The sequence below is a fragment of the Microbacterium sp. Beta genome, assembly GCF_005502545.1.
GTDB classification, from domain to species: Bacteria; Actinomycetota; Actinomycetes; order Actinomycetales; family Microbacteriaceae; genus Microbacterium; species Microbacterium oxydans.
Genome location: NZ_SCOG01000005.1, coordinates 204,393 through 230,715 on the forward strand (window position 1 = coordinate 204,393; position 26,323 = coordinate 230,715).

The window sequence follows — 26,323 nt, forward strand, 5'->3', positions numbered from 1 at the left end:
GTTCTCGTTGAATCTCCGCCGTCGGGGTCGTGTTACGGCTGTGGGGGTGGCGGCGGCGTTGGTGTCGGCGTTGCTCGTCTCGGTTCCGGTGACCTCTGCGGTGGCGGATGATGCTCCGGGTTATCTCGTCGAGTCGGGGTCGTATCCGGACGGGGCCGCGGTGGGCGCAGCCGCCGGGATCGTGTTGAAGGACGGCAATGGCGGCCTGCGGGTCGTGACGTGCGCGGCGGGGACCGGGCAGGTCGAAGTGGAGTTCGAGAAGTCGGGAAAGCGCGCGAAGGTGTGCTTCGAGACGGCGTTCCGTCCTGCGGTGTTGAATCTGGAGATCGCGGCGTCGTTCGGCGTGAAGGCCGGCGCGCAGCCGATGGATGTGACGTACTCGGTCGCGGGGGGCCCGGAGACGGAGATCCCGGTTCCGGCGAACGGGCGTCGCACGGTGGATGAGCTGCAGACAGGTCAGTCGACGGTCGTGGTGATCGAGGTGAACGCGGTCTCGACCGACGTTCCGGCGACGACGACCACGCACCCGCGGACGGCGATCACGAAGGTCCGCACGGGCCTGGGTTCCTGCACGGGAACGCTCGTCGACCGGTCGTGGGTGTTGACCGCGGCGAGCTGCTTCGCTGCCGATCCGGCGACGCTGGTCGCGGGTGCTCCGGCTGCTCCGGCACGGGTGCTGTTCGGCCCGGACGTCGCGAACGACAAGACCGCGAGCGGGACCGCAGATCTAGGCGTGAAGGTCACACACCTCCAGCCGGCGGGCCACGGTCAGGACGTGGTGCTCGCGAAGCTGGAAACCGCGGTGGATGACATCACCCCGATGCCGATCGCGACGACCGCTCCTGTCGCGGGACAGGACGTCGCTTTCACCGGCTTCGGCCGCACGAACAACGTCTGGGTTCCGCTCGCCTCCCGCACGAACACCTATCCGGTCACGGCCGTCGGCACAGCTACTGTGACCGCTGCGGCATCCGGTGCGTCCCTCTGCCTCGGCGACGGCGGCGCCCCCGGCGTCCGCGACATCAACGGCACCACGACGCTCATCGCCGTCGCATCGCAGGCTTCACAGGCCGGATGCTACGGCTCCGGTATCCCCACCGGCACCGGCTCGGTCACAGCGACTCGAGGCGATGCCCTCTCCGGCTGGGTCGCCACGGCGATCCGCGACGGACTCGACACGGTTGTCGTGCCGGCGGCGACGCAGGCCCTGGCCCAACAGCTCGTAGACAGCGGCCGCGTCACCGCGGAACCGAAGGTCATGACGCAGCTGCAGGCGTACGCAGCGGGCAGAGCGCGAGGGAACATCATCGACAACCAGGTGCGCGACTGCGCGATCGACCCGGTTCTCCTCGAAGCATTGAAGAAGGTCGTCGTCGATCAGGGCTTCTCGATCACGATCTCCTCCCTGAACGAGTACTGCGTCACTCCCGGGGCTGCACAAGCCGACTACCACTCGCGGAACGGTGGCGGATACGCGGTCGACATCAGCGTGGTGAACGGCGTCGCGTCGACGGGGAACACAGCGCAGGACCAGGCGCTGCGAACCGCGATGCTCGCGGCGCTGCCCGCCCCCAGCGGTATCGGCCAGCTCAACTGCCGCCCGAAGGCCACGACGCCTGCGGGGTGGTCGCAGTTCGACGCTGCGTGCACGCACAACCACTTCGAGTACCGCGGGTCTGTTGCAGCCGTTGCACCGGTGATCAAGCCCTCGTTCGATATGAACAGCGACGGCAAGCCCGACGTCCTGTCCGTCTCGGCGTCGAACCACCAGTTGTACCTCTATCTCGGCAGTGGGACAGGTGGCTGGACCCAGCAGTCGACGGGGAGCTCAGGCTGGGAAGCGGTCACCGCCATCGTCCACGGCGACTACAACGCCGATGGCAAGGGCGATATCGTCGCGACGTGGAATGACGGCAGCATCTGGTTCTACGAGGGCGACGGTGCGAACGGTCTCGTCGGCAGATCGCTCATCGGCTCGGGCTGGCCCGGAACGGCGCTGCTCACCGGAGGCGTCGACTTCAACGGCGACGGACGCGCTGACCTCATCGGTCGTGGCACCAACGGGAACATCTACCTGTACGCCGGGAACGGAGCGGGAAGCTTCGCAGCCGGGGTGCACTTCAACGCCGGCTGGGGGCACATGACCTCTCTGCTTGCCGGCGACTTCAACGGCGACGGCAAGGGCGATCTCGTCGCTCGAGACTCCAACGGCCTGCTGTGGCGATTCCTCGGTGACGGCGTAAATCTCACGACGCCGACGCAGGTCGGCAACGGCTGGAACATCATGACCGTGATCACCGGCGGACTCGACTACACCGGCGACGGTATCGCAGACATCCTGGCCCGTCAGACCACGGGAGCGTTCTGGATCTACCCCGGCACAGCGACAGGATTCACGGGCCCGACCAACCTCAACAGCGGGTGGAACGCACTCCGCCTGCTGAGCTGAGCGCCTCATCTTCCGGATACATCGCTCCTACGTCACTCTCAGGTCTCTTGAAAGGCATTGCATGTTCTCTTTGAAAGTTCCCCGTCGGGGTCGTGGTGTGGCCGTGGGGGTGGCGGCGGCGTTGGTGTCGGCGTTGCTGGTGTCGGTTCCGGTGTCGGTGGCGGTGGCGGATGATGCTCCGGGGTATCTCGTGGAGTCGGGTGCGTATCCGGATGGGGCCGCGGTGGGCGCGGCGGCCGGGATCGTGTTGAAGGACGGCAATGGCGGGCTGCGGGTGGTGACGTGCGCGGCGGGGACCGGGCAGGTCGAGGTGGAGTTCGAGAAGTCGGGAAAGCGCGCGAAGGTGTGTTTCGAGACGGCGTTCCGTCCTGCGGTGTTGAATCTGGAGATCGCGGCGTCGTTCGGCGTGAAGGCCGGCGCGCAGTCGATGGATGTCACGTACTCGGTCGCGGGCGGCCCGGAGACGGAGATCCCGGTTCCGGCGAACGGGCGTCGCACGGTCGACCAGAATCAGACGGGTCAGTCGACGGTCGTGGTGATCGAGGTGAACGCGGTGTCGACGGATGTCCCGGCGACCACCACCACGCACCCGCGGACCGCGATCACGAAGGTCCGCACCGGTCTCGGTTCCTGTACGGGAACGCTCGTCGACCGGTCGTGGGTGCTGACCGCGGCGAGCTGCTTCGCTGCCGACCCGGCGACGTTGGTCGCGGGTGCTCCGGCCGATCCGGCGCGGGTGCTGTTCGGTCCGGACGTCGCGAATGACAAGGTCGCGAGCGGCACGGGCGAGCTCGGTGTGAAGATCGCCCGCCTGGAGCCGGCCGGCAACGGTCAGGACGCGGTCCTGGCGAAGCTGGAGACCCCGGTCGACGACATCGCACCCATGCCGATCGCGACATCGGCTCCGGTCGCGGGACAGGACGTCGCTTTCACCGGCTTCGGCCGCACGAACAACGTCTGGGTTCCGCTTGCCTCCCGCACGAACACCTACCCGGTGACGGCCGTCAACGCGGCGACCGTGACTGGTGCGGCATCCGGTGCGTCCCTCTGCCTCGGCGACGGCGGCGCCCCCGGCGTCCGTGACATCAACGGCACCAAGACGCTCCTCGCCTTGGCATCGCAGGCTTCGCAGGCCGGCTGCTACGGCTCCGGCATCCCCGCCGGCACTGGGTCGATCACGGCGACGCGCGGCGACGTCATCGCACCCTGGGTGGCCACGACCATCGAGAACGGACGCAAGCTCGCGGGAATCAGCGCAGCACAGGTGCTGGAGATCGAGAACATCGCTCAGGCTGGGTCCTGCGTGACCACGAAGGACCGGAACACCGGCGTGGGCAGCGTGATCGTCGGGGTGGGCTGCACCGAAGTCTGGCAGCAGCGTCGGTGGGAGCTCGTCGCGGTCACCCCGACAGTGTTCGCGCTGCGCAACTACGTGAACCGCGACAAGTGCATCGCCGCCGATGCGGCGGGGACCGGTGTCGTGCAGGCCGTGTGCGCCACGACCGACCCGAAGCAGCAGTGGACCTTCCGCGAGCAGCGCGCCGGTGCCGTGAGCATCGTCAATGCCGCCTCCGGCAAGGTGCTCTCCGCGCCGACCGCGACCACTGTCTCGTTGCGGGCAGACACCGGGGCGAATGCCGACCGATGGAAGTACCGGAACGTCACGAAGATGCGGTACGACGCCGCGACGATCGGCAGCTACGTCTCGCTGCGCACCGCCGTGGGTGGCAAGTCCGTGGTCGCGGGAGCCGCTTCGGCGCAGGTGACGGTGAACGACGTCGTCGCGACCTCGCCGCTGGCCACCCGCACGGCATCGACCTTCCGGGTGGTCGCAGGGCTGGCCGATGCCCAGTGCTATAGCTTCGAGTCGATCACGGTTCCCGGCCAATACCTTTACATGAACATGGGTGGCCTCGTCACGTTGACACCTCCTACGGTTCCGTACCGTGCGACGTGGTGCGCGGAGGATGCCGCGTTCGGGCAGGGCATCACCTTCTCGACGGCGACGGACTCGTGGCGGGTGATGCGCAGCCACGCGAACGGCCTCGTGTACGGCGGTGCGTCCTGGTACGCCGGGATCCCGATCGCCGACGACTCGCAGAACTTCGTCCCGGACACCGCGTGGACGATCGGTGAGGCCTGGGCGCCGCCGACACTGGCTCCCGCGCAGGTGCTCGAACTCGAGAGCGTCGCGCAGGGCGGCAAGTGCCTGACGGCGAAGGACCGCAGTGCTGTCGCGGGTGCGGTGATCGTCGCGGTGGGCTGCTCCGAGGTGTGGCAGGTGCGTCAGTGGGAGCTGGTCGAGTCGGGCGCAGGGGCATTCGCACTGCGCAACACCGTCACCCGGACGTTGTGCCTCGGGAGCGCGGACACGGCGGGCAGTGCGGTCGTGCAGGCGCCGTGCGACCTGACCGATGCCAAGCAGCGGTGGTCGTTCACCACTCTTCCCTCCGGTGTGGTCACCGTCCTGAACGCCGGGTCGGGCAAGGCTCTGGCGGCTCCGACGGCAGGCACCGTGGCGCTCGCTGCGCCCGTGGCCGCGTCGCCGCAGCAGCAGTGGCGTTACCGCAATGCGACCAAGATGCGGTACGACATCGCCCCTGTGGGGAGTCTCGTCTCGCTCCGCACCGCGGAGACCGGGAAGTCGCTATCCGCGACCGCGGGCGGTGCGCAGGCCACGATCCCGATGATCACCGAGGCATCAACGTCGAGCGCACGGAAGGACGCGACGTTCCGGGTGGTCCAGGGCCTCGCGAACCCGCAGTGCTACAGCTTCGAGTCGCTCTCGGCGCCGGGGCAGTACCTCTACATGAACATCGGGGGCAACGTCATCCTGAGCGCTCCCACCGTTCCGTACCGGGCGACGTGGTGCGCCGAGGATGCCGCATTCGGGAAGGGGTTCAGCTTCTCCGTCTCGGGTGACTCGTGGCGCGTGATGCGCAGCTACAAGAACGGCCTCGTCTACGGCGGAGCCTCGTGGTGGGCGGGTATCCCGAACGCCGACGACACGCAGAACTACATCCCCGATGTCGCATGGACGGTCGGCGCCCCCTGGGTGACCGCGCCGTAGTCGACTACCAGGACGACCGCTCCGGTCGCGATATTCCATCTTCAACGGCCGCCGAGGCTGTCATATCGCGACCGGAGCGGTCGAGGAACTTCGACCGGAGCGGTCGAGCGGCCGGAGGGTCGTCGAGGAACCCTTCGATAGGATGGGACGGCCCGAAGAGGGCCAGCTCATCGGCCGGTGCAAACCCGGCGAAAGCCAGGGGGTTACCCATGCCAGGAATCGTTATCGTCGGCGTGCAGTGGGGCGACGAAGGAAAGGGCAAGGCCACCGATCTGCTCGGTGAGCGCACCGACTGGGTGGTGAAGTTCAACGGCGGCAACAACGCCGGACACACCGTCGTCGTCGGCGACGAGAAGTACGCGCTGCACCTGCTGCCCTCCGGCATCCTGTCGCCCGGCGTCACTCCGGTGATCGGCAACGGCGTGGTCATCGACCTCGAGGTGCTGTTCTCCGAGCTGGAGGCGCTCGCCGCCCGTGGCATCGACGTCTCGCGGCTGAAGGTCAGCGCCAACGCGCACATCATCACGCAGTACCACCGCACGCTCGACAAGGTGACGGAGCGGTTCCTCGGCAAGCGCAACATCGGCACGACCGGCCGCGGCATCGGCCCGGCGTACGCCGACAAGATCAACCGTGTCGGCATCCGGGTCCAGGATCTGTTCGACGAGAACATCCTGCGCCAGAAGGTCGAGGGCGCTCTCGACCAGAAGAACCACCTGCTGGTGAAGGTCTTCAACCGCCGTGCGGTCACGTGCGACGAGATCGTGGAAGACCTGCTCTCCTACGCCGAGCGGCTGCGGCCGATGGTCGCCGACACGGGCTACCTGATCGCCGAGGCGCTCGACCGCGATGAGGTCGTGGTGTTCGAGGGTGGCCAGGCCACGATGCTCGACATCGACCACGGCACCTACCCGTTCGTGACCTCGTCTTCGGCGACAGCAGGAGGAGCGGCGACGGGCTCCGGCGTCGGTCCCGGTGCGCTCGACCGCATCGTCGGCATCGTCAAGGCCTACACGACCCGCGTGGGCTCGGGTCCGTTCCCGACCGAGCTGTTCGACGAGCAGGGCGAGTGGCTGCGCAAGCAGGGCTTCGAGTTCGGCACCACGACCGGCCGCCCGCGCCGGGTGGGCTGGTACGACGCCCCCATCACGCGCTACGCCACGCGCATCAACGGCATCACCGACCTCGTGCTCACGAAGCTCGACATCCTCACGGGCCTGGAGCAGATCCCCGTGTGCGTCGCCTACGACGTCGATGGCGAGCGATTCGACGAGGTGCCGGTCAACCAGACCGACTTCCACCACGCGAAGCCGATCCTGGAGTACTTCCCCGGCTGGAATGAGGACATCTCGGTCGCTCGGACCTTCGAGGACCTGCCGCAGACGGCGCAGGACTACGTGCTGGCGCTCGAGAAGATGAGCAACACGCGCATCTCGGTGATCGGTGTCGGCCCGGAGCGCGACCAGGTCATCGTCCGTCACGACCTGCTCGACTGATCCGCACCCGATGACGCGCTTCTGGCTCGGCGGCTACGGCCCCGCGATGGACGGTTCGGCCGAGGGCATCGGCCTGCTCGCGGGGGACGAGGGCCGCGAGGCATCCACCCTCGCCTACCGTGGCGCTGCGGTGGAGGTTCCTTCGCCGTCCTGGCTGGCGCAGCATCCGACCCTCGACATCGTCTACGCGGCACTGGAGGGTGACTCCGCGGTGCAGGCGTTCGTCCGTGCGGGTGAGGGTGTGCTGGCCCCGCTGGGTGCGCCCGCGCCGGTCGGCCAGTACGTGTGTCATGTGGCGGTCGCCCCGAACGGCTCGGCGCTGATCGCCAGCTGCTACGGCGACGGTCGTGTCGTGAGACTCGGGCTGGACGCGGAGGGGCGCATCGTCCCCGCGAAGGCGGATGCGGCGGCGGCACTCCGCGCGGCCCTGTTCGGGGACGACGCGGATCCCGATGCTCCTGCTCCCACCCCTCCCGGAGACGGCGTCGCGGCGGTGGACCCGTACGGCATGGGCGGCGACCGTGTCTCGCATGCGCACGCCGCGGTGTTCCTCCCCGACGGACGCGTCGCCACGACCGACCTCGGGTTCGACCTCGTGCGGTTCTGGCGGCAGAGCGGCAGCGGGCTGGTGCTCGACCACGAGGTGGTTCTGCCTGTCGGCACCGGACCGCGGCACATGGTGCTGCACCCCAGCGGGCACCTCCACGTGGTCACCGAGTACTCGTGCGAGGTGTTCACGCTCGCGCGCGCTGCCGACGGCACCTGGAGCGTCGTGTCGGTGGCGCTGACGAGCCCGATCGCCGAAGTGGGCACAGACTTCCCCGCCGAGCTCGCCCGCACTCGCGACGGGCAGTTCCTCTACACGGCCCTGCGTGGAAGCAACACGATCGCGGCGTTGCGGGTGCGCGGCGGAGGCGAGGCCTTGGAGTCGGTGGCACTCGCCGATTCGGGCGTCGACTGGCCGCGTCACCACCTCGTCCACGAGGGCAAGATGCTCGTCGCGGGGCAGCGCTCCGACACCATCACTCTGATCGACCTCGACGAGCGCACGGGCGCGCCCCTCGGCGTCCGCCACGAAGCGCAGGTCCCGACGCCGACGCACTTCCTTCCGGTGCGCTGAGGCATCACGAGATTCCTTCTTGACCTCAACCTCACTTGAGGTTCTACCGTCGTCATCATGACCTCGGAGACCGAGCAGGTGTCGACGCCGGATGCGGCCGCAGCCCGCATCATGAGCAGCCAATACGTGTGGATCACGATCGGCGCGTGCGCGCTCGTGTTCCTGGGGGCGTTCGAGTCCCTGGCGGTCACGACGGTGATGCCGACCGTGAGCGCCGACCTCGGCGGCGAACGGCTATACGCGCTGGCGTTCGCCGGTCCTCTCGCCACCGGAGTCATCGGCATGGTGATCGCGGGAAACTGGGCCGATCGTCGGGGGCCGGTCGCCCCGCTGTACACCGCGGTCGCGATGTTCATCGTGGGGCTCCTCATCGCCGGTCTCGCCCCGAGCATGGAGGTCCTCGTCGCCGGTCGGTTCGCGCAGGGTCTCGGCAGCGGCGGCCTGATGGTGGCACTGTACGTCGTCGTCGCCCGGGTCTACCCGCAGGAGCTGCACCCCGCGATCTTCGCCGGATTCGCGGCTGCGTGGGTCATCCCCTCGCTGATCGGACCAACGGTCGCGGGAGCCGTGACCGAGCTCTGGAGCTGGCACTGGGTCTTCCTCGGTGTGGTGATCCTGGTGCTCGTGGCGCTGCTGATGGTGATTCCAGCCCTTCGCGCTCTCTCGAGCGACGGCGATGCGACGACACCGTGGGCGTACGGCCGCCTCGGTTGGTCGATTCTGGCGGCGGCCGCGGTGCTGACGCTGAACCTGGTCGGCGACATCCCCGGTGTCGGCCCGGTGCTGGCGGTCGTCGCTGTGATCGTCGCCCTGATCGCGGTTCGCCCGCTGGTTCCCCGCGGAACCTTCCGCGCGCACCGGGGGCTGCCCTCGGTCATCCTCGTCCGCGGGCTCGCAGCTGCCGCGTTCTTCGGCGCGCAGATCTACCTGCCGTACCTGCTCACCGATCGCTATGACCTGTCGCCGACCCTCGCGGGGCTCGCCCTGACCGGAGGTGCGCTCTCGTGGTCGGTCGCGGCGACGGTCCAGGGGCGGATGGGCGTTCGCCTCTCGAGCGTGACGGCGGTGCGCATCGGCACGATCCTGGTCTTCGTCGGCATCGTGCTGACCGTCGCGATCACAGCCATCAGGGCGGACGCTGCACCGCTCGCCGTCGCCTGGATCGTGGCGGGTCTGGGGATGGGGCTCATGAGCCCACGTACCAGCGCGCTGACGCTCGCGATGTCGACACCGGAGAATCAAGGCTTCAACAGCGGCGCTATGACGGTCGCCGATTCGTTCGGCAGTGCCATGGCGCTCGCCATCACGGGGACGCTGTTCACGGCGTTGGCCACCGCGGACCCGTTCCTGGGAGTGTTCACCCTGGCTGCGGTGATCGCGATCGCGGCGGCGGTGCTCGCTCCACGGGTGAGCGCGGCCGTTGAACGGCGCGGGACACGGCCGGGGGGAGAAGCGTGAGCGGGGAAGCGGGCAGCGCGGAGGCGACGGAGCGGGGCACCATGCTCGCGATCGTGCAGCGCGACTTCGGAGAGGCCGGGGTGCTGAGAGCCGAGGAGGTGGCCGTGCCCATTCCCGCCGAGGGCGAGGTGCGGATCCGGGTCGCCGCGGCGGGTGTGCATGCCGTCGACACCGACATCCGTCGAGGCACCGCACCGGCGTCGATGCCGAAGCCGACACTTCCGATGACGCCGGGGCGCGAGGTCGCCGGGTTCGTCGACGCCGTAGGGTCCGGGGTCGACGCGGCCCTCCTCGGAACGCGCGTGGTCGCCCACCTCGGCTTCCGCAGCGGCGGATACGCCGAGTTCGCGCTCGCGTCCGCGCAGTCTCTGCACTCTGTCGACGCCGGAGCATCCTTCTCCCAAGCGGTCGCGACCATCGGTACCGGTCGAACGGCCCAGCTCGTCTGGGAATCCGCGAACATCCGCCCAGACGACGTCGTCCTCATCCCCGGTGCATCGGGCGGCCTGGGAAGTCAGCTCGTCCAGCTGGCGCTTTCGGTCGGGGCGACTGTCGTCGCCCTCTACGGCGGCGAGGTGAAGCGCCCTGTGGTGGAGCGGCTCGCGCACGGTGAGAGGTTCGCCGACGGCCTGCTGCTGCCGCTCGACGTGACGGTCGAGACGTGGCCGGAGCAGATGGCCGAACGTCTCGACGGCGCGCAGCCGTCGGTTCTGATCGATGGGGTCGGAGGTGCGACGGGCCGGACGGCACTCGAGACTCTCGCCAGCGGTGCCCGCGTCGTGATCATCGGATGGTCGAGTGGAGAGGCGCTCCGGCTCGACACCGACGACATCCTGCAGCGCTCCCTCACGGTCGCCGTCCCGCTCGGGCGGTCCATCGCCGACCTGCGTGCTCTCGAGTCCAGAGCGCTCGCCGCGCTGGCGGAAGGCCGCACGGCTCCGCCTGTGGACGAGTATCGCCTCGAGGATGCCGCCGCCGCCCACGAAGCCATCGAACGGCGCCGGCAGCGAGGGAAGGTCGTGCTGGTGCCGTCTCCGCGGTGACCTCACCGCGGAGGAGAGGCGAACGGAGCCGCACGGGCGCAGTTCACCTCGGGAAGCGTGAGCAGCAGCGCCGCGTTGTGACCCCCGAAGCCGAACGATGTCGACAGCACTGTGCGGACCGGATGTCGTCGCTCCTGGTCGCGCACGAAGTCCCAGCCCTCCGCGTCGGGGTCGGTCAGGTTGATCGTCGGAGGCAGCACCTGGTCGCGCAGGGTCATCGCAGCGATCACTGTCTCGACGACGCCGGCTGCGCCGAGCAGATGCCCGGTGGTGGACTTCGTCGCCGTGAGCGGAACCGACGGTGCCCTCGCTCCCAGCGCCTGCTCGAGTGCGATGAGCTCGGCCGCGTCGCCGAGCACCGTGCCCGTGCCGTGGGTGTTGACATGATCGACTGCGGATGCGGTCGCGCGGGCATCGGCGAGACAGGCGTTGATCGCCCTGGTCGCTCCCGCGGCGACCGGATCCGGTGCCGTGGCGTGGTGGGCGTCGCTGGTCGCACCGAACCCGGCGACCGTCGCGAGAGGGCGTGCGCCGCGTTCGCTGGCGAGGTCGGCAGCCTCGAGCAGAACCGCGGCGGCGCCCTGCGCCATGACGAAACCGCTCCGCGCACGGTCAAAGGGGCGGGAGGCCGATGAGAGGTCATCGCCGAATCCGGTGACGACCGAGCGCAGGTTCGCATGCGCCGCGAGATGCAGCGGACCGAGGCAGTCGTCCATCCCGACGACCAGCACCGCATCGGCGTATCCGTGACGGATGCGACGCAGGCCTTCGCCGATCGCGATGGCGCCGCTCGCGCATGCCGCTGTGATGGCGTGGGTCTGTCCGAGGAATCCGTATCGACGGCTGAGGATCCCGGCGACGGCATCCGCGGTTCCATAGACGGCGAGGCTCGGCGGCACCCGGCGCCGACCGGTCTCTCGCAACGTGCCGGCTGCCTCCGTCACCGCGTCCACCGGTCCTGATCCCGTGGCGACGAGCACCTGCGCGGCATCCGCGTTCCACGGCAGGTCACCTGCGCCCGCATCATCCATCGCCTCATCAGCGGCGGTGATCGCCCACTGCTGCATCGGAGTGAGGTGGCGGGCGAGTGACGTCGGCAGGTCGGCAGGCGCGGCGAACCCGCCGACCACTCCGCCGACCTGCACCGGCCCGGAACCTTCGAGCTCAGGCGGAAGCAGCGTGATGCCGCTTCGTCCGGCGCGGACTGACGCCCACATGCTCGGCGCGGTGAGACCACTCGGGGTGATGGCGCCGATCCCGGTGACGACGACAGACCTCTCGACGCTCACGATGGCCTCCGCCCGAGCGCCACGAGATCGGCGACCGCGGTGCGACGAATCTTGCCGCCGGAGGTTCGTGGGAACTCCGGTAGGCGGTGCCAGCGACGTGGCACGGATGCCGGAGGGAGCCGGTCCCTCGCCCACGTGCGCAATGTCGCTGCCGGTGGCGCATCGCCTTCGACGACCAGGATGATCCGCGTGCCGAGGCGGTCGTCACTCTCGGCGATCACGCAGATGTCGCCGAGGCCCGGCATCCCGTCGAATGCACGTTCCACTTCGTCGAGGGAGACGGTGTGCCCGCCGGTGGTGACGACATCTCCGCTTCTGCCGGCGAACGAGAAGTCCCGGCCCCGCAGTCGCCCCTGATCGTGCACGCTCGCCCAGCCGTCGGCATCCGTCAACGACGCGGAAGTCGTTCCCGGCAGGTAGCCGGTCGAGCACGAGGGGGAGCGCACCCAGAGCGTGCCGAGCTCGCCGGGTGCCAGATCATCGCCGTCGTCGTCGCGCACCCGGGCTTCCACCTGCGGGTAGAGCCGGATGCGTCCGTCGCCGGCGCGGTCGTCGCCGATGAAGCCGAGTTCGCCGGTGCCGAAGTAACTGAGCGTCCGGGTGCGGGGGAGTGCGTCGGACACTCTGGCTCGAGCCGACGCCGAGAGCGCGGCGCCTCCCGTGACGATCAGCTCGATGCCGTCGTACCTTCCCGGGTTGCGCCTCGCGGCGTCGGCGAGGGCGGCAGCTGCCGCCGGAACAGTGACCACTCGCGTGATGCGTTCGTCCCGCGCGCGGGGGGTGAGCCACAGGTCGTCGAGACGGTCGGTGACGTGCAGCTCGCCGCCGGAGGCGAGAACCTCGAACAGTGTGTAGAGAGTCAGGCTGTACGACATCGGGCCCGGTGCGAAGGTCGCGACGCGGTTGCTCGCACCCAGATACGTGCGCGAGACGTCGATGTTCGCGGTGTACTGCGCGCGGGTCTTGAGGAAGGGCTTCGGTCGTCCTGTCGTACCGGATGAGGTGAGCAGCAGGAACGGGGCATCGCCTGCTGGATCATCGGGGTCGGCATAGGCGAGTGATCCCGAGTTCTCGAGGTCAGCGAGCCCGAGGATCAGACCCGGCCAGCCGCTCGCATCCAGCGCGGTTCGCAGCGCAGCGACATCAGTGATCACCGCCACCGCGCCGGTGGATGTGATCAGCTGCGTCTGCAGTGACACCGGCCAGTGCGCATCCACGACGCTGAGGATGCGATCCCCCGCCTCCATCGCGACGACGGTGCGTGCGGTGTCGAAAGCACGCCTCAGACAGATGGCGACGACGGGCGGTGGTGTCGAAAGGCCGAGTGCATCCGCCCGCGCCGAGTGGGCTGGGAGCATGCGCTCGAGAGTCGCCGAAATCCGCCGCGACTCCGTGTGGAGCTCGCCATAGGTCACGCCGGCATCGTGGTCGACGATGGCCGGCCGAGCGGGGTCTTCGACGGCGACACGGCGCAGCATCGGGGAGAAGGACGTGATGGCTCCTGGGGCGGGTTTGCGTGGAGAGGATGGCGTCCCTATTGTAATGAACACCGTTCAGGTGAACGGTGTTCAGGAGGATTAATGACAACGTCGCGCGCCACAGACGCCAGCGCATCGCTCGGACGCATCGCGGTGTTCGCCGCCCTGATCATCGTGCTCGGCGCGGTGATCGTGCCTCTGCCCGCCGGGGTGCCCATCACCGCGCAGACCCTCGGTGTCATGCTCGCAGGGCTCGTGCTGGGTCCGCGCCTCGCGCCTCTCGCCATCCTCCTCGTGCTCGTGCTCGCCGCCGTCGGGCTGCCCGTGTTGGCGGGCGGTCGTGGAGGACTCGGAGTGTTCGTCGGCCCGAGCGCCGGGTACCTCATCGGTTGGATCGCCGGCGTCGTCGTGATCGGCCTGCTCATGCGCACGGGGCGCTTCACCTGGTGGCGCTCCGCGATCGCGGCACTGGTCGGCGGTGTGTTCGTCGTCTACGCGTTCGGCATCCCCGTGCAGGCTCTCGTGACCGGCGTGCCCCTCGGACCCACGGCGCTGTCGAGCCTCGCGTTCCTGCCCGGCGATCTGATCAAGGTGACCGCGGCCACGCTCGTCGTCGTCGCACTCCGGCGCGCCTACCCGCGGGCCTTCGCCGACGGTGTGCGGGTGCGGGAGCCTGCGAGGGTGGCGGCGTAGGCGTCACCGTCGCGTCGAGCACTGACTGCCGCCGATCTTGATGGCCTCGCGCTGACGACCTCGACGCCCTTCGAGCAGCCCGGTGCAGACCGGCGCAGCCCGGTGCAGCGGGGTCGCTCAGGCGTCTGACCCGCACGCTCCCCGCCGGTGGGGCAGCAGGCGTACCGGCGACGGCCAAGACCACCAGTACCTATTACGGCGATGTCAACAGCGCCCCGGCTGTGTGCGGCCTTCCGGCGGGGACCAAACAGTTCGGTCTCCTGAAGTCCACGACGGGACCGACTCCGGCCACGGGCACGCCGATCACCACGGAGTACGCGTATGACGCGTGGGGTCGCACGGTGGGGACGAAGACCAGCGGCGACACAGCGTGGTCGTGCACCGGGTACGACGGCCGTGGCAAGGTGATCTCCACGACGGTCGCCGGTCCTTCGGGCGTGGCGACGATCTCGAGCACGACAACGGAGTCGACACGAGTGACGAACGGTGGATACACCACCGTCACGAGCGGGGTAGCGGTCGCAGGGTCGCCGAACGGCTCGACCATCACGACCGTCTCCGACCTGCTCGGTCGGGTCGTGAGCTACACGGATGTGTGGGGCACGGTGACCACGCCCACGTACGACCCCGCTTCGGGGCGTGTGACGCAGATCTCGACGACTCCGGCCAGTGGTGCGGCGTCGGTGACGGCGTACACGTATGACGCCGACGGCAAGGTGAAGACGGTCACGGTCGATGGGCAGCAGCTCGCGTCGGTGACGTATGACGCTTTGCAGCGGTTGAAGCAGATCGCGTATCCGGATGGTTCGGCGTTGAACAGCGTGAGCCGTGATGCGGCGGAGCGGGTGATCGGCCAGGAGTGGCTGGTCGGCGGTCAGGTCGTGTCGGACGCCGTTGTGCGTTCGCAGTCGGGCCGTGTGGTGAAGCAGCAGTCGTCGACGGGGTCGACGTCGTATTCGTCGACGTACGGGTATGACACGGCGGGACGGCTGGTGTCGGCGGCCATTCCCGGGCACAAGCTCACGTATGGGTTCGGGTCGTCGGGTGGGTGCGGTCCGAATGCGGCGGCGGGCATGTCCGGCAACCGGACGGGTTCGACGGATGTGTGGACGGCGCCGGGTCAGGCGGCCGTGACCACCACGACGAAGTTCTGCTTCGACTGGGCGGACAGGCTACTGTCCTCGACAGTCACGGGGGCGGTCCCGGGTGCGACGACTGTCGCGGATGGTCTGTCGGCGTCGGAGGTCGTGTACGACGGGCGGGGGAACACGGTTCGTCTGGGTGACATGCAGTTCTCGTACGATGCCGCGAACCGACACATCGGGACGACGTATGACGACGGCACGACGGTGCGGATCGTGCGGGATGCGACCGGGCGTATGGCATCGCGGACGATCGATCCGGCGGGTGCGGAGCCGGCGGTGGCGACGAGCTACCTGTATGCGGCGGGTGGTGATGCGGCGTGGGGGCAGAGGTCTGGTGCGGGTTTGACGAGGAGTGTGGGCCTGCCGGGTGGGGTGTCGTGGACGAACCAGGCGGGGGAGGTGACGTGGTCGTTCCCCGGGTTGGGTGGGCACGGCTTGGTGACGCGCACCGGGGCGGCGACGAGCGGGTTGTTGTTGTGGGATCCGTTCGCTCAGCCGGTGGACCCGGTGACGTTCGCGATCGGGACGGTGGCGTCGGATGACACCGGCCAGGTGGCGGGGAACACCCTCTGGCATCAGGGGGCGTTGAAGCCCGCGGAATCGGCGGGTTCGGCTCTGGTGGTGGAGATGGGGGTGCGGTTGTATGTCCCCGCCCTCGGGCGGTTCCTGCAGGTCGACCCGATCGAGGGTGGAAGTCATAATGACTACGTCTGGCCCGTTGATCCCATCTCCATGAACGATCTCAGCGGTGAGGCAATCCCTATTTTGCTTGGGCATGCCGCTGTCGTAACGAGCCCCGCGTTCCTGATAGGCGCAGCGCTGCTCGTTGCTGGCACCATTGTCGCCACGAACCCCTGGGTGCAGGAGCAGTTCGGGTACTTTTCACGGCAGATGGCCACAGTCAACGTCGTGCTGACGATGGCGGTCCCCCTGGCGATCGGTGGGATCATGCAGATGGCACACCGTAAGCGCGACAACACGCGCAACAACGACCGTGTCGGTCATGGCTCGCGCAAGCAGGGCAAGGCGACCAACAAGCATGAGAACGCTCAAAGTCACGGAGGCAAGCCGAAACCCAACTTCAAGCCGAATCAGAACAAGAGAAACAACATGATCGTCTTTGGCGGTCGGAGAATTGAAATCGCTTAAGGAGGCGACGATGGAGCCGGATCGACGTGCGGCAGAAGATGCTTTCGCCGCGGGACAGTACTTGGATTTCTTGCGAGCCGTCAGAAGCGATAAAGGCGACTTCGATCAGACGGTCATGCGAGCATTGATTCCCTCAGTCGATCTTGAGGAAGTCGATTTCAGCGCGGGGACTACCCCGAACACTCTGTTCGAACTGGCGGCCGCTGTTTGGGACGTAGACGAACTTCTCGCGATCTCGATGTTCCGCGAAGCCGCGAGCGGCGGCTCGAGTGCAGCGCTCGCAGCGCTCGGCGAAGGTCTCAATTGGATCGGTGACCACGAAGAAGCCACGCTCTGGTTACGAAAGGCGATCTCTGCGAACGCCGGAGATGCCGCACGTCTGGCAGGGCTCCTGGGTGAGAGTCTATTAAGCGCGGGGGACTCGGTTGGGTTCAGTGAGGCTGAGCATCTGCTCAAGCGTGGCCTTGCGGAGTCCGAAGAGTTTGGGGTACCGCTGGCGAAGCTTCTCCTTGCTCAGCAAAAGGTGGCAGAAGCGCGCGAGCTCTTGGAGCGGTTGGTTCGCGCGGACGTGTACGGAGCAGCGCTTCTGCTTGGCAATCTCCTCGCCGAGGAGCCGGGGAACTTCGAGGCAGCTGAGGCCGCTTACAGGGCGGGTATAGCCAGCGGTGATGGCCACAGCGCTCACAATCTTGCGGTGATGATGCTCGAGAACGGTGAACCTGCTCGGGCGCGGGAGCTTCACGAGCTCGCGAAGCTGATGGGGGATTCTTCCCCCCTGGAGACCGCACGCGATTAGACGCCACTCAGCCTGCCAGTGGAGCGTCGGCGAGCAATCGTCGAGTACCGCATCCCGCATGGCGCGATGGTCCTTCTGCCAGTTGCCGGTGCGGGCTCGTCTGGAGGCGTGCGCGCTCAAGCCGAGTTCACCTGACGTTGATCGGGATGCGAAGGGCGGTCCTCCCAACAGGTCCGTTGGAAGTCGCCACAGAGAAGCAATGGGTGAAGTTGGAAAAGGTAGCGGGCTCGGCGGCAGGTGCTCGAGTGGGTAGTTTGCTCTGGGGTACCGCTGCGAGTGTGTTGACGGTCGCCGTGAGTTGGGGCACTTCGTCGTGGTGGATCGGCGCATGCGTGTGCTTCTTTGCGGCGGCCGCGTTCGTACGATCGCTATTCCTCGGGGTGTGGGTGGAGCCAGGCGTGGTTGTCGTGTGCACCTGGTTTCGCAGACGCCACTTCAGATCAGGAGAGATCGTGGCCGTCGACGAGCAGCTCTACTACGGAGCCGGAGGAGCGGGTGTGGGCTGGCTCCCGCTCGTGGGTTCGGTTCGGATGATCGAGCTCGAGCGCGTCGATGGCAGGCGAGTTCCGTTGCCGTCGACCATCGGTCGTCGAAACCATGTGTTGCGTCTGGCGTGGCGGATGCGTGAGGCGCTCGACCTCCCTCTGCGCTGAGATCAGCGCCATCTCGTCCGCCGACGCCACGCCGAAGGGAACAACTCACCCGTGACTCGGCGTTGCTCATGAGCGAGACTGGGCCACGTAACCGGCTCACGGAGAGGTGCGACGCATGAACGCTGCGGAGAAGACCGACGAGTACGACCTGATCGTGTTGGGCGGTGGTCCGGTGGGCGAGAACGTCGCCGACCGAGCCGTGCAGGGCGGGCTCACCGCGATCATCGTGGAGAGCGAGCTCGTCGGGGGTGAATGCTCTTACTGGGCGTGTATGCCGTCGAAGGCATTGTTGCGTTCGGCGCAGGCGCTCCGGGCCGCGCAGCACGTGGGCGGGTCTTCGCAGGCGGTGACCGGAAAGCTCGACGTGCGCGCCGTGTTCGACCGCCGCGACTCGTTCACCAGCAACTGGTCGGACGACGGCCAGGTGAAGTGGCTCGACTCCGCCGGCATCGACCTCGCTCGGGGCCACGGCCGCATCACGGGTGAGCGCGAAGTGACGGTGACGGATGCCGACGGCGCGGAGCGCGTGCTCACGGCGCGGCACGCTGTCGCCATCAGCACCGGATCGGATGCGGTCATCCCGCCCATCGACGGTCTCCGCGATGCCAGCCCGTGGACGAGTCGGGAGGCCACCAGCGCCGAAGAGCTGCCCGACAGCCTGGCGGTGATCGGCGGAGGGGTCGTGGCCGTCGAGATGGCGACCGCCTATGCCGCACTCGGCTCGCAGGTCACGGTGATCGCCCGCAGCGGTCTGCTCGGCGGGATGGAGCCCTTCGCGGGCGAACGTGTCGCCGCGGGCCTCAAGGAGCTCGGTGTCGACGTGCGCACCGGCACGGGCACCACATCCGTGCGCCGCGGCGCGGACGGCGTGACCATCACCCTCGACGGCGGCGAGGAGATCACCGCGACCGAGGTGCTGGCCGCGACGGGTCGCTCGCCCCGAAGCGGTGACATCGGCCTCGACGTCGTGGGCCTGGAACCCGGTCGCTGGATCGACGTCGACGACACGCTCCGCGTCGCCGGATCCGATTGGCTCTACGCGGTCGGCGACGTCAACGGCCGCGTGCTGCTCACCCACCAGGGCAAGTACCAGGCGCGCGCTGCCGGCGATGTGATCGTCGCCCGCGCCAAGGGCGAAGATGTCGACGACGCCCCGTGGGGTCGTCACGTCGCGACCGCCGACCAGGCCGCTGTCCCGCAGGTCACATTCTCGATACCCGAGGTCGGATCGGTGGGGCTCACCGAGGCTCAGGCGACGAAGGCCGGCATCGCGACGAAGGCCGTCGACTACGACCTGGGCTGGGTCGCCGGCGCGAGCCTCTACGAAGACGGATTCGAAGGCCAGGCGCGACTCGTGGTCGACACCGACCGCGACGTCGTGATCGGTGCGACGTTCGTCGGACCCGAGGTGGCGGAACTGGTGCACGCGGCGACCGTGGCGATCGTCGGCGAGGTGCCGATCGCCCGCCTCTGGCACGCGGTGCCGTCGTACCCCACGATCAGCGAGATCTGGCTACGACTGCTGGAGGGGTACGGTCGCGACTCCGCCTGATGGACGTCAGGGCTTGATCTCGCGATCAGGGGCAATCCGTTCGCGTGATCGCGTCGAACAGGATCCGGATTGTTTCTCATATTGACGAGCGCGGCGCAACCCTCACCCACGATGTCGCACCCGTCTTATACGCTCATACCCACATCCGAGGAGGCAGGACCATGAAGGCTGTACTCGCAGGAACCGTCATCGCCGAAGCTGACGAGAGCGATCTCGCCCGCATCGAGGGGAACTGGTACTTCCCACCGGCGTCCATCACGCCCGGCGTGCTCGTCGAGAGCCCCACGCCCTACACCTGTCCCTGGAAGGGGGCTGCTCAGTACTACTCGGTGCAGACCGACGGCGAGCTCCACACCGACTACGCGTGGTCGTATCCGAACCCCTACCCCTCCGCCTTCGATCGGGTGGGCAAGGACTTCTCCGGGTTCGTCGCCTTCGATCCGCGCGTCGAGGTCGGCCCGTAGGCATCTGAAGAGCCCCGTAGGCATCTGAAGAGCCCCGTAAGTATCAGAAGAGCACAGACTCGTCCGCTCGCACATCGATCGACCGACTGGAGACCAGCCCATGATCGAGTTCCGCAACGTCACCAAGCGGTTCCCCGGCGGCGCCCTCGCCGTCGACGACTTCAGCCTCGTGCTGCCCTCGCGCAAGACCACGGTGTTCGTCGGCTCGTCCGGCTGTGGCAAGACCACTCTGCTCCGCATGATCAACCGCATGGTCGAGCCGACTTCCGGTGAGGTCGAGATCGACGGCGAGAGCGTGCTCCAGGGCGATCCGGTGGCACTGCGCCGACGCATCGGCTACGTGATGCAGAACTCCGGCCTCATGCCGCACTTCACCGTGATCGACAACGTGGCCACCGTGCTGCGGTTGACCGGGGTGAAGAAGGGGCCGGCGCACAAGCGCGCACGGGAACTGCTCGACACGGTCGGCCTCGACCAGGCGCTCGCCGAGCGGTACCCGAGCCAGCTGTCGGGCGGCCAGCAGCAGCGCGTCGGCGTGGCCCGCGGCCTCGCGGCCGACCCGAACATCCTGCTCATGGACGAGCCCTTCGGCGCGGTCGACCCCATCGTGCGAGCCGACCTGCAGCAGGAGACCCTGCGGCTGCAGCGCGAGCTCGACAAGACGGTGGTGTTCGTCACGCACGACATCGACGAGGCGTTCCTGCTCGGCGACCAGGTCGTCATCCTCGACAAGGGCGCCCGCATCGTGCAGGTCGGCAGCCCCAGCGAGATCATCGAGAACCCGGCAGACGATTTCGTCTCGGCGTTCATCGGCGCCGAACGCGGACGCCGTGCTCTGCATCTCAAGCAGACGCCGCACGGCACCGTGGTGGTCGACGGCGAAGGCCGCACGCAGGGGTCGATCATCGATGTGCCTGATGCTGTGACCAACGCGCTCCTGAGCGAGGAGAGCGCGACGAAGGGCGCTCCGTGAACTGGATCGTCGACAATCTCGGCCTCATCCTCGAGCTGACCGCGATCCACCTGCAGCAGAGTGCGATCGCGATCGTGCTCGGCTTCGTGCTGTCGCTGCCTCTCGGGTGGGTCGCGTGGCGCTATCAGCTGGTCAAGGGGCCGGTGATCGTCCTCACCGGACTGCTCTACACGATCCCCTCCCTCGCGCTGCTGATCCTGCTCCCCTCGGTCGCCGGCTATCCCGCCCGCAGCCCCGTGAACCTCATCATCGGCCTCACGATCTACGCCGTCGCGATCCTCGTGCGGGCGGTGTCCGACGGCCTCGACTCGGTCGACCCCGCCATCCGCCAGTCGGCCACCGCGATGGGATACGGCGGCTTCCGCCGATTCTGGACCGTCGACTTCCCGCTCGCCGGTCCCGTCGTGCTCGCCGGTCTCCGCGTGGCAGCCGTGAGCACCATCTCCCTCGCCACGGTCGGCATCCTCGTCGGAGTGACCAACCTCGGCTACCTCTTCACCAACGGTCTGCAGCGACGCATCCTCGCCGAGGTCTTCGCCGGAGTGATCGCCGTCGTCGTGATCGCCCTCCTCATCGATCTGCTGCTCATGCTCCTGGGCCGCGCCCTCATGCCCTGGACCCGCGCCGCCAAGACGCCGTCCGCGGCGAAGCAGACCGCCGCACTGGGGGCCGCCGCATGAACGTCTTCACGGAAGCCTTCGCCTGGCTCTTCTCCCCCGACCGCTGGGTGGGCACCTACTCGCTGCCGGTCCTGTTCGGCCAGCACATGTACTACACGTTGATCTCGGTGCTGATCGCCGGCGTCATCGCGATACCGCTCGGGTGGCTCATCGGCCACACCGGCAAGGGCCGCGAGATCGCCGTCGCCGTGTCGGGTGCGGCGCGCGCCATCCCGTCGTTCGGCCTGATGGTGCTGCTCGTGCTGATCCTGGGTGTGCTGCGGGTGCCCGAGGCCGCGATCATCACGTTCGTGCTCCTCGCGATCCCCTCCCTCCTCGCCGGGGCCTACACCGGGCTCGAGGCCATCGACCGTCGCGTGCTCGACTCCGCGCGCTCGATGGGCATGACCGAGTGGCAGGTGTTCTGGAAGGTCGAGGTGCCCCTCGGGCTCCCGCTGCTGGTCGGTGGCATCCGCGCGGCCCTGCTGCAGGTGATCGCCACGGTCACCATCGCCGCGTACGTGAACCTCGGCGGCCTCGGTTGGCCGATCATCCAGGGCATTCCCCTCCGCAAGTTCGACCAGGTGCTCGGCGGCGCGATCCTCGTGGCCGTGCTCGCGCTGGTCGTCGACCTGATCTTCGCCCTCCTCCAGCACGCCGCCGTTCCCGCGGGCTTGCGCGCGCCGACCGCGAAGCGCCGCTCCCGTGCAGCCGCCGCCACACCGGCACCGGCCACCGCCTGACGCGTACGACCGCCTGACACGCACCACAGCCGAAACACGTTCCACAGCCTCACCCCCGTTGTCCCAGAGAAGAGGAAGTCCCATGTTCACAGCACGGAAGTCACGTCTCGCCCTCGCCGGTGGAGCCGCGCTCGCCGCGGTGCTCGTCCTCGGCGGTTGCGCGAACAGCAACCCGCTCGACGCCCCGAGCGAAGGATCGAGCTCCGGCGGCGACACCATCGTCATCGGCTCGCAGGCCTACTACTCGAACGAGATCATCGCCGAGATCTACGCCCAGGCGCTCGAGGGCGCGGGCTTCGACGTCGACCGCCAGTTCAGCATCGGCCAGCGCGACGCCTACATGCCGGACGTCGAGTCCGGTGCGATCGACCTGTTCCCGGAGTACACGGGCAACCTGCTCGAGTACCTCGACAAGGACGCGACCGCCACGAGCCCGGACGACGTGTACGCGGCCCTGAAGGACGCGCTGCCCGACGGCCTGACCGCTCTCGACTACGCCGAAGCCTCCGACCAGGACACCTACACGGTGCTCAAGAGCTTCGCCGAGGAGAACGGCCTCACCACGATCGGCGACCTCTCCAAGGTGACCACCCCGGTCACGATCGGCGCCGCACCGGAGTTCGAGCAGCGCCCCTACGGCCCCGCGAAGGCCAAGGAGGTGTACGGCGTCGACCTCGGATTCTCCGCGACCGGCCCGACCACGCTGGAGTCCCTGCTCGCCGGTGAGATCCAGGTGGCGGACATCTACTCGGCCGACCCGGCGTTCCAGACCGAGGACATCGTCGCGCTCGAAGACCCGGAGAACATCATCCTGGCCTCGAACGTCGTGCCGATCGCATCGAGCGACGTCGCCGACGAGATCTCCGACGTGATCAACGCGGTCAGCAAGAAGCTCACCGCGGAAGAGCTCGTCGCCCTCAACGTGCAGAGCACGGTGGACCAGAAGTCGGCGGAGGACATCGCCAAGAAGTGGCTGTCCGACAACGACCTCAGCTGAGCCGCACAGACAGAAGCGCCCGGACCCTCACAGGGTCCGGGCGCTTCGTCGTTCGCGCTGGGTCAGATCCGGGCGTCCTGTTTCGGGACGAGGACCTGTTTGATGATGATGAGGATCGACGCGGTCACCGGCACCGCCACCAGGGCACCGAGCAGACCGAGCAGGGTGCCTCCGGCCAGGGCACCGATCACGACCAGCGAACCGGGGACCGACACCGCCTTGTTCATCACACGCGGGGTGATCACGTACGCCTCGATCTGCATGTAGACGAGGTAGATCGCCGCGAAGACCAGGGCGGCGATCGGGTTGGTGAACAGCGCGAGGCAGGTGCCGAGGATCCAGAACAGCACGGAGCCGACCAGAGGGATCAGCGTGATGCAGAAGGCGATCGCCGCCATCAGCGGCGGGAACGGCAGTCCGAGGAACAGGTACAGGAAGAAGGCCAGCGTCGCGTTGCAGAACGCCAGGATCACCATCCCCATCACATAACCGCCCACCGAGTCGGTGATCTGGTCGGCGATGTCCCCGGCGCGAGCCCGGTCGCGGGCCGGAGCGAGACGCAGCATCCCCTGCTTCATGGTGGGGAGCGATGCGAGGAAGTACAGCGTGAGGACGAGCACGACGATGGCGCCGGAGATGCTGGTGGCGATCGAGGCACCGACGGCGAGGGCGCCGCCGCCGATCGTGGCCAGGTTGCCGAAGTCGGTCAGGAACGACTGCACCTGGGCGACGAGGTCCTGGAACTGATCGCCGAACTGCGCTTCCAGGGTCGCGTAGATGTCGCTGTGGGTGAAGTCCTTGATCATGCCGGGCACGGACTGCACGAAGCTCACTATCTGATCGATCACCACGGGGACGATCATCCAGATCACCAGGGCGAACACGACGATGAGCGCGAGGATCGTGATGACGACCGAGATGACGCGGGAGAGACCGCGGCGCTCCAGGAAACGCACGGCGGGGTCGAGTCCGAGTGCACCGAACAGCGCCAGTGCGATGTAGATCAGCACCGTGGACAGGTTCGACAGCGCGAGACCGATCACGATCGCGCCCAGGCCGCCGAGAGTCACCAGGAACCCGAACACGAACGGACGATCGATGCGCGTCCAGAAGGAGCGGCTCGGCGTCGTCGGCTCGATCACGACCGGACGAGGCGAGTCGGCCGCCGACGCGATCACCGCGGCGGCGGGGTCGGATGCGGAGTGCCGGCGGCGCCCGGGGGTCGGTGCGGCGGGAGCGGTGGCGGGTGCGTCCTCGTCGTGCGGCGCGGTTTCCGGCGACTCTTCGTTGCTCATGTGCTCACGATAGCGGTGGCCCGGATCGAAACCAGGTTGTCACGCGGCTCTAGAGTAGGGGGCATGACCGCCGCCGAAGACCCGAAGGCCGAACTGCTCCGTCTTCGTGCCACCATCGACAACATCGACGCCGCACTCATCTTCATGCTGGCGGAGCGCTTCCGCGCCACCCAGCAGGTCGGGCATCTGAAAGCGGAGCACGAGATGCCGGCGTCGGACCCGAACCGGGAGGAGCAGCAGGTCGCACGACTGCGTGCCCTCGCCGAGGAGGCGCACCTGGATCCGGAGTTCGCGGAGAAGTGGTTCAACTTCGTGGTCGCGGAGGTCATCCGCCACCACACCGAAGCGGCCGAGAGCCGCTGAGAAGGAGGTGCCGGACGGGCGACGGTGTGTGCAGCACTCGCCCGTCCGGAGCTTGAGGTTCATTGACCAACTAAGTTCAATGAATAAACTTAGGGAGAGACTACGGATCGCGCGGCGATCTGTCAACAGCTCGCAAGGAGCGAGCCTCGGGAACGGGAACACATGCTGAGCACGGATGACGGCCTCGACACCCAGGCGTCCGTTCGGCGTGCGAACCTGCGGCGGGCACTGCAGCTGGTCTTCCGGAACCCGGGAACGCAGACGCGCGCGGGCATCGCGCGCTCGACCGGTCTGACGGCCGCCACCGCGTCCTCACTGGTGGCCGAGCTCATCGAGAACCGGCTGATCGTGGAGGGGGAGCAGGCGGCGAGCACCGGCGGCAAGCGGGCGACCACCCTGAGCGTCGACGCGGATCACCACGTGATCCTGGTGCTGGTGATCCAGCCTCGTCATGCCGACATCGCCCTCGTCGCGCTCGACGGCACCGAGGTGGACGGCCGACGCGTGAACTACTCCGTGGAGAACCGCGACCGCACCCTCGACGATGCCGTCGCCACCGTGGCAGCGGAGTTCGGCGGTCGACTCCTCGCCGCCGGTGTGCAGCTGCCGGGCACCACCGACGGACGTGTGGTGCTCGAGAGCGTGCAGCTGAAGTGGCAGAACGTCCCCCTCGCGGAGCGGTTCGAGCGGGTGCTCGGTGCGCCGGTGCTACTGATCAACGACGTCGATGCTGAGGCCATCGCCGAAGCCGGCATGGAGGAGTCGCCGTCCGGCTACCGGCTCTTCATCCACCTCGGCGGCGGCGTCGGTGCGGCCGTCACCCTCGACGGCGAGCTGGCGCCGGGGCCGCGCGACCGTGCGGGGGAGATCGGGCACGTGCAGGTCGTGTTCGGCGAGGCGGCCCGTGCGTGCCGATGCGGTCAGCGCGGATGCCTCGAGTCGGCCGCCGCCCTGGGTGCGATGCTGGGCGAGGAGTTCTCCGACGCCATGGACGCTTCCGAGATCCGTGCGCTCGCCGCGCAGGCCGACGAGGAGCATCTCGACGAGGGCGCGCGGGCACTGGCCAGGGCGGTCAAGCTCATCAGCGCTCTGCTCGATCCGATCGAGGTGGTCATCGGGGGACCCGCGACCGAGCTCGGACCGCGCTTCCTCGACAGGGTGCGGGAAGAGACCGAGTACCCCGCTCGCGGGACCGCCCAGGTGCCGGTGCGCTACGCCGATCCTCGCGTGTCGCTCGCGGCCGGGGCGGCGCAGGCCGCCCTCACCTCGGCCTTGGGTGTGCGGTGGAACCCGGAGCAGCTGCGCGCCGCATCCACGTCGCGCAGCTAGGGCGTGTTGATCAAGAAGGTGCGGGGTGGCCAGCCGCCGCGAGTTGCGTGGGAGAATGGGCGTGTGGAGATCCAGGTGCTGCATATCGAGGATTGCCCGAATTGGCAGG

Annotated in this window: 21 protein-coding genes; 18 read left to right on the forward strand and 3 right to left on the reverse strand. The window is 68.2% G+C overall.

What is annotated here, in order from left to right:
* The first annotated feature begins 46 nt into the window (after positions 1-46).
* The 6 genes from FFS56_RS07780 to FFS56_RS07805 all read left to right on the forward strand — a co-directional run bounded on the left by FFS56_RS07780 (position 47) and on the right by FFS56_RS07805 (position 10,636).
* Positions 47-2,449 carry an FG-GAP-like repeat-containing protein gene (locus tag FFS56_RS07780; RefSeq protein WP_171010999.1) on the forward strand — a complete coding sequence of 801 codons (2,403 nt, stop codon included), beginning with the start codon at positions 47-49 and terminating at the stop codon, positions 2,447-2,449.
* 61 nt (positions 2,450-2,510) lie between these two features.
* The gene (locus FFS56_RS07785; RefSeq protein WP_164734057.1) at positions 2,511-5,519 is read left to right on the forward strand and encodes an AbfB domain-containing protein; all 3,009 of its coding nucleotides are present in this window, start codon (positions 2,511-2,513) and stop codon (positions 5,517-5,519) included.
* Between the two features lie 209 nt (positions 5,520-5,728).
* Positions 5,729-7,015 carry an adenylosuccinate synthase gene (locus FFS56_RS07790; RefSeq protein ID WP_046748062.1) on the forward strand — a complete coding sequence of 429 codons (1,287 nt, stop codon included), beginning with the start codon at positions 5,729-5,731 and terminating at the stop codon, positions 7,013-7,015.
* A 10-nt stretch (positions 7,016-7,025) separates the two neighbouring features.
* Entirely contained in the window at positions 7,026-8,135 is a 1,110-nt protein-coding gene (locus tag FFS56_RS07795) for a beta-propeller fold lactonase family protein (RefSeq protein ID WP_046748063.1), read from the forward strand.
* A gap of 111 nt (positions 8,136-8,246) precedes the next feature.
* Positions 8,247-9,593, forward strand: a complete 1,347-nt coding sequence (locus FFS56_RS07800) for an MFS transporter (protein WP_127012907.1) — start codon at positions 8,247-8,249, stop codon at positions 9,591-9,593.
* Entirely contained in the window at positions 9,590-10,636 is a 1,047-nt protein-coding gene (locus tag FFS56_RS07805; protein WP_208644287.1) for a zinc-binding dehydrogenase, read from the forward strand. Before FFS56_RS07800 ends, FFS56_RS07805 begins: the two co-directional genes overlap by 4 nt.
* A 2-nt stretch (positions 10,637-10,638) precedes the next feature.
* Here FFS56_RS07805 and FFS56_RS07810 read toward each other — a convergent pair whose 3' ends face one another.
* Both FFS56_RS07810 and FFS56_RS07815 read right to left on the reverse strand, forming a co-directional pair.
* On the reverse strand, positions 10,639-11,925 hold the full coding sequence (locus tag FFS56_RS07810) for a beta-ketoacyl-[acyl-carrier-protein] synthase family protein (protein ID WP_127011478.1): 1,287 nt from the start codon (positions 11,923-11,925) through the stop codon (positions 10,639-10,641).
* On the reverse strand, positions 11,922-13,403 hold the full coding sequence (locus FFS56_RS07815) for a class I adenylate-forming enzyme family protein (RefSeq protein WP_127011479.1): 1,482 nt from the start codon (positions 13,401-13,403) through the stop codon (positions 11,922-11,924). Before FFS56_RS07815 ends, FFS56_RS07810 begins: the two co-directional genes overlap by 4 nt.
* A gap of 102 nt (positions 13,404-13,505) precedes the next feature.
* Here FFS56_RS07815 and FFS56_RS07820 point away from each other — a divergent pair, with 102 nt between their 5' ends.
* From FFS56_RS07820 to FFS56_RS07865, 10 genes are all read left to right on the forward strand, one after another.
* Positions 13,506-14,096, forward strand: a complete 591-nt coding sequence (locus FFS56_RS07820; RefSeq protein ID WP_127011480.1) for a biotin transporter BioY — start codon at positions 13,506-13,508, stop codon at positions 14,094-14,096.
* Positions 14,097-14,317: 221 nt separating this feature from the next.
* Positions 14,318-16,390: an RHS repeat protein gene (locus tag FFS56_RS07825; protein WP_127011481.1), complete on the forward strand. Its 2,073-nt coding sequence runs from the start codon at positions 14,318-14,320 to the stop codon at positions 16,388-16,390.
* Positions 16,391-16,400: 10 nt separating this feature from the next.
* Positions 16,401-17,186, forward strand: a complete 786-nt coding sequence (locus tag FFS56_RS07830) for a hypothetical protein (protein WP_052748720.1) — start codon at positions 16,401-16,403, stop codon at positions 17,184-17,186.
* Positions 17,187-17,638: 452 nt separating this feature from the next.
* Positions 17,639-17,839, forward strand: coding sequence for a hypothetical protein (locus tag FFS56_RS07835; RefSeq protein WP_046748072.1), 201 nt, complete (start codon positions 17,639-17,641; stop codon positions 17,837-17,839).
* 115 nt (positions 17,840-17,954) lie between these two features.
* The gene (locus FFS56_RS07840) at positions 17,955-19,391 is read left to right on the forward strand and encodes an NAD(P)/FAD-dependent oxidoreductase (RefSeq protein WP_127011482.1); all 1,437 of its coding nucleotides are present in this window, start codon (positions 17,955-17,957) and stop codon (positions 19,389-19,391) included.
* A 161-nt stretch (positions 19,392-19,552) separates the two neighbouring features.
* Positions 19,553-19,855, forward strand: coding sequence for a DUF427 domain-containing protein (locus FFS56_RS07845; protein ID WP_061015819.1), 303 nt, complete (start codon positions 19,553-19,555; stop codon positions 19,853-19,855).
* Positions 19,856-19,955: 100 nt separating this feature from the next.
* Positions 19,956-20,828 carry an ATP-binding cassette domain-containing protein gene (locus FFS56_RS07850; RefSeq protein ID WP_127011483.1) on the forward strand — a complete coding sequence of 291 codons (873 nt, stop codon included), beginning with the start codon at positions 19,956-19,958 and terminating at the stop codon, positions 20,826-20,828.
* Positions 20,825-21,508 (forward strand): ABC transporter permease subunit, encoded by a 684-nt coding sequence (locus tag FFS56_RS07855; RefSeq protein WP_046748076.1) that lies wholly within the window; start codon positions 20,825-20,827, stop codon positions 21,506-21,508. The genes FFS56_RS07850 and FFS56_RS07855 overlap by 4 nt, the downstream gene beginning before the upstream one ends.
* Positions 21,505-22,230, forward strand: coding sequence for an ABC transporter permease (locus FFS56_RS07860; protein ID WP_046748077.1), 726 nt, complete (start codon positions 21,505-21,507; stop codon positions 22,228-22,230). Before FFS56_RS07855 ends, FFS56_RS07860 begins: the two co-directional genes overlap by 4 nt.
* Before the next feature lie 82 nt (positions 22,231-22,312).
* Positions 22,313-23,227 (forward strand): ABC transporter substrate-binding protein, encoded by a 915-nt coding sequence (locus FFS56_RS07865; RefSeq protein ID WP_058630856.1) that lies wholly within the window; start codon positions 22,313-22,315, stop codon positions 23,225-23,227.
* Positions 23,228-23,289: 62 nt separating this feature from the next.
* Here the strand turns inward: FFS56_RS07865 and FFS56_RS07870 are convergent, their stop codons facing one another.
* On the reverse strand, positions 23,290-24,522 hold the full coding sequence (locus FFS56_RS07870; RefSeq protein WP_046748079.1) for an AI-2E family transporter: 1,233 nt from the start codon (positions 24,520-24,522) through the stop codon (positions 23,290-23,292).
* Between the two features lie 63 nt (positions 24,523-24,585).
* Here FFS56_RS07870 and FFS56_RS07875 point away from each other — a divergent pair, with 63 nt between their 5' ends.
* The gene (locus tag FFS56_RS07875; protein ID WP_021200128.1) at positions 24,586-24,885 is read left to right on the forward strand and encodes a chorismate mutase; all 300 of its coding nucleotides are present in this window, start codon (positions 24,586-24,588) and stop codon (positions 24,883-24,885) included.
* Between the two features lie 162 nt (positions 24,886-25,047).
* A complete protein-coding gene (locus FFS56_RS07880) occupies positions 25,048-26,214 on the forward strand; it encodes an ROK family protein (RefSeq protein WP_127011484.1) in 1,167 nt (388 codons plus the stop codon).
* Positions 26,215-26,323 lie beyond the last annotated feature (109 nt).

Coding starts and splice junctions, on each gene's coding strand:
- FFS56_RS07785 (WP_164734057.1), top strand. CDS start 2,511: ATGTTCTCTTTGAAAGTTCCCCGTCGGGGTCGTGGTGTGGCCGTGGGG.
- FFS56_RS07790 (WP_046748062.1), top strand. CDS start 5,729: ATGCCAGGAATCGTTATCGTCGGCGTGCAGTGGGGCGACGAAGGAAAG.
- FFS56_RS07795 (WP_046748063.1), top strand. CDS start 7,026: ATGACGCGCTTCTGGCTCGGCGGCTACGGCCCCGCGATGGACGGTTCG.
- FFS56_RS07800 (WP_127012907.1), top strand. CDS start 8,247: ATGAGCAGCCAATACGTGTGGATCACGATCGGCGCGTGCGCGCTCGTG.
- FFS56_RS07815 (WP_127011479.1), bottom strand. CDS start 13,403: ATGCTGCGCCGTGTCGCCGTCGAAGACCCCGCTCGGCCGGCCATCGTC.
- FFS56_RS07820 (WP_127011480.1), top strand. CDS start 13,506: ATGACAACGTCGCGCGCCACAGACGCCAGCGCATCGCTCGGACGCATC.
- FFS56_RS07830 (WP_052748720.1), top strand. CDS start 16,401: ATGGAGCCGGATCGACGTGCGGCAGAAGATGCTTTCGCCGCGGGACAG.
- FFS56_RS07840 (WP_127011482.1), top strand. CDS start 17,955: ATGAACGCTGCGGAGAAGACCGACGAGTACGACCTGATCGTGTTGGGC.
- FFS56_RS07845 (WP_061015819.1), top strand. CDS start 19,553: ATGAAGGCTGTACTCGCAGGAACCGTCATCGCCGAAGCTGACGAGAGC.
- FFS56_RS07850 (WP_127011483.1), top strand. CDS start 19,956: ATGATCGAGTTCCGCAACGTCACCAAGCGGTTCCCCGGCGGCGCCCTC.
- FFS56_RS07860 (WP_046748077.1), top strand. CDS start 21,505: ATGAACGTCTTCACGGAAGCCTTCGCCTGGCTCTTCTCCCCCGACCGC.
- FFS56_RS07865 (WP_058630856.1), top strand. CDS start 22,313: ATGTTCACAGCACGGAAGTCACGTCTCGCCCTCGCCGGTGGAGCCGCG.
- FFS56_RS07870 (WP_046748079.1), bottom strand. CDS start 24,522: ATGAGCAACGAAGAGTCGCCGGAAACCGCGCCGCACGACGAGGACGCA.
- FFS56_RS07875 (WP_021200128.1), top strand. CDS start 24,586: ATGACCGCCGCCGAAGACCCGAAGGCCGAACTGCTCCGTCTTCGTGCC.
- FFS56_RS07880 (WP_127011484.1), top strand. CDS start 25,048: ATGCTGAGCACGGATGACGGCCTCGACACCCAGGCGTCCGTTCGGCGT.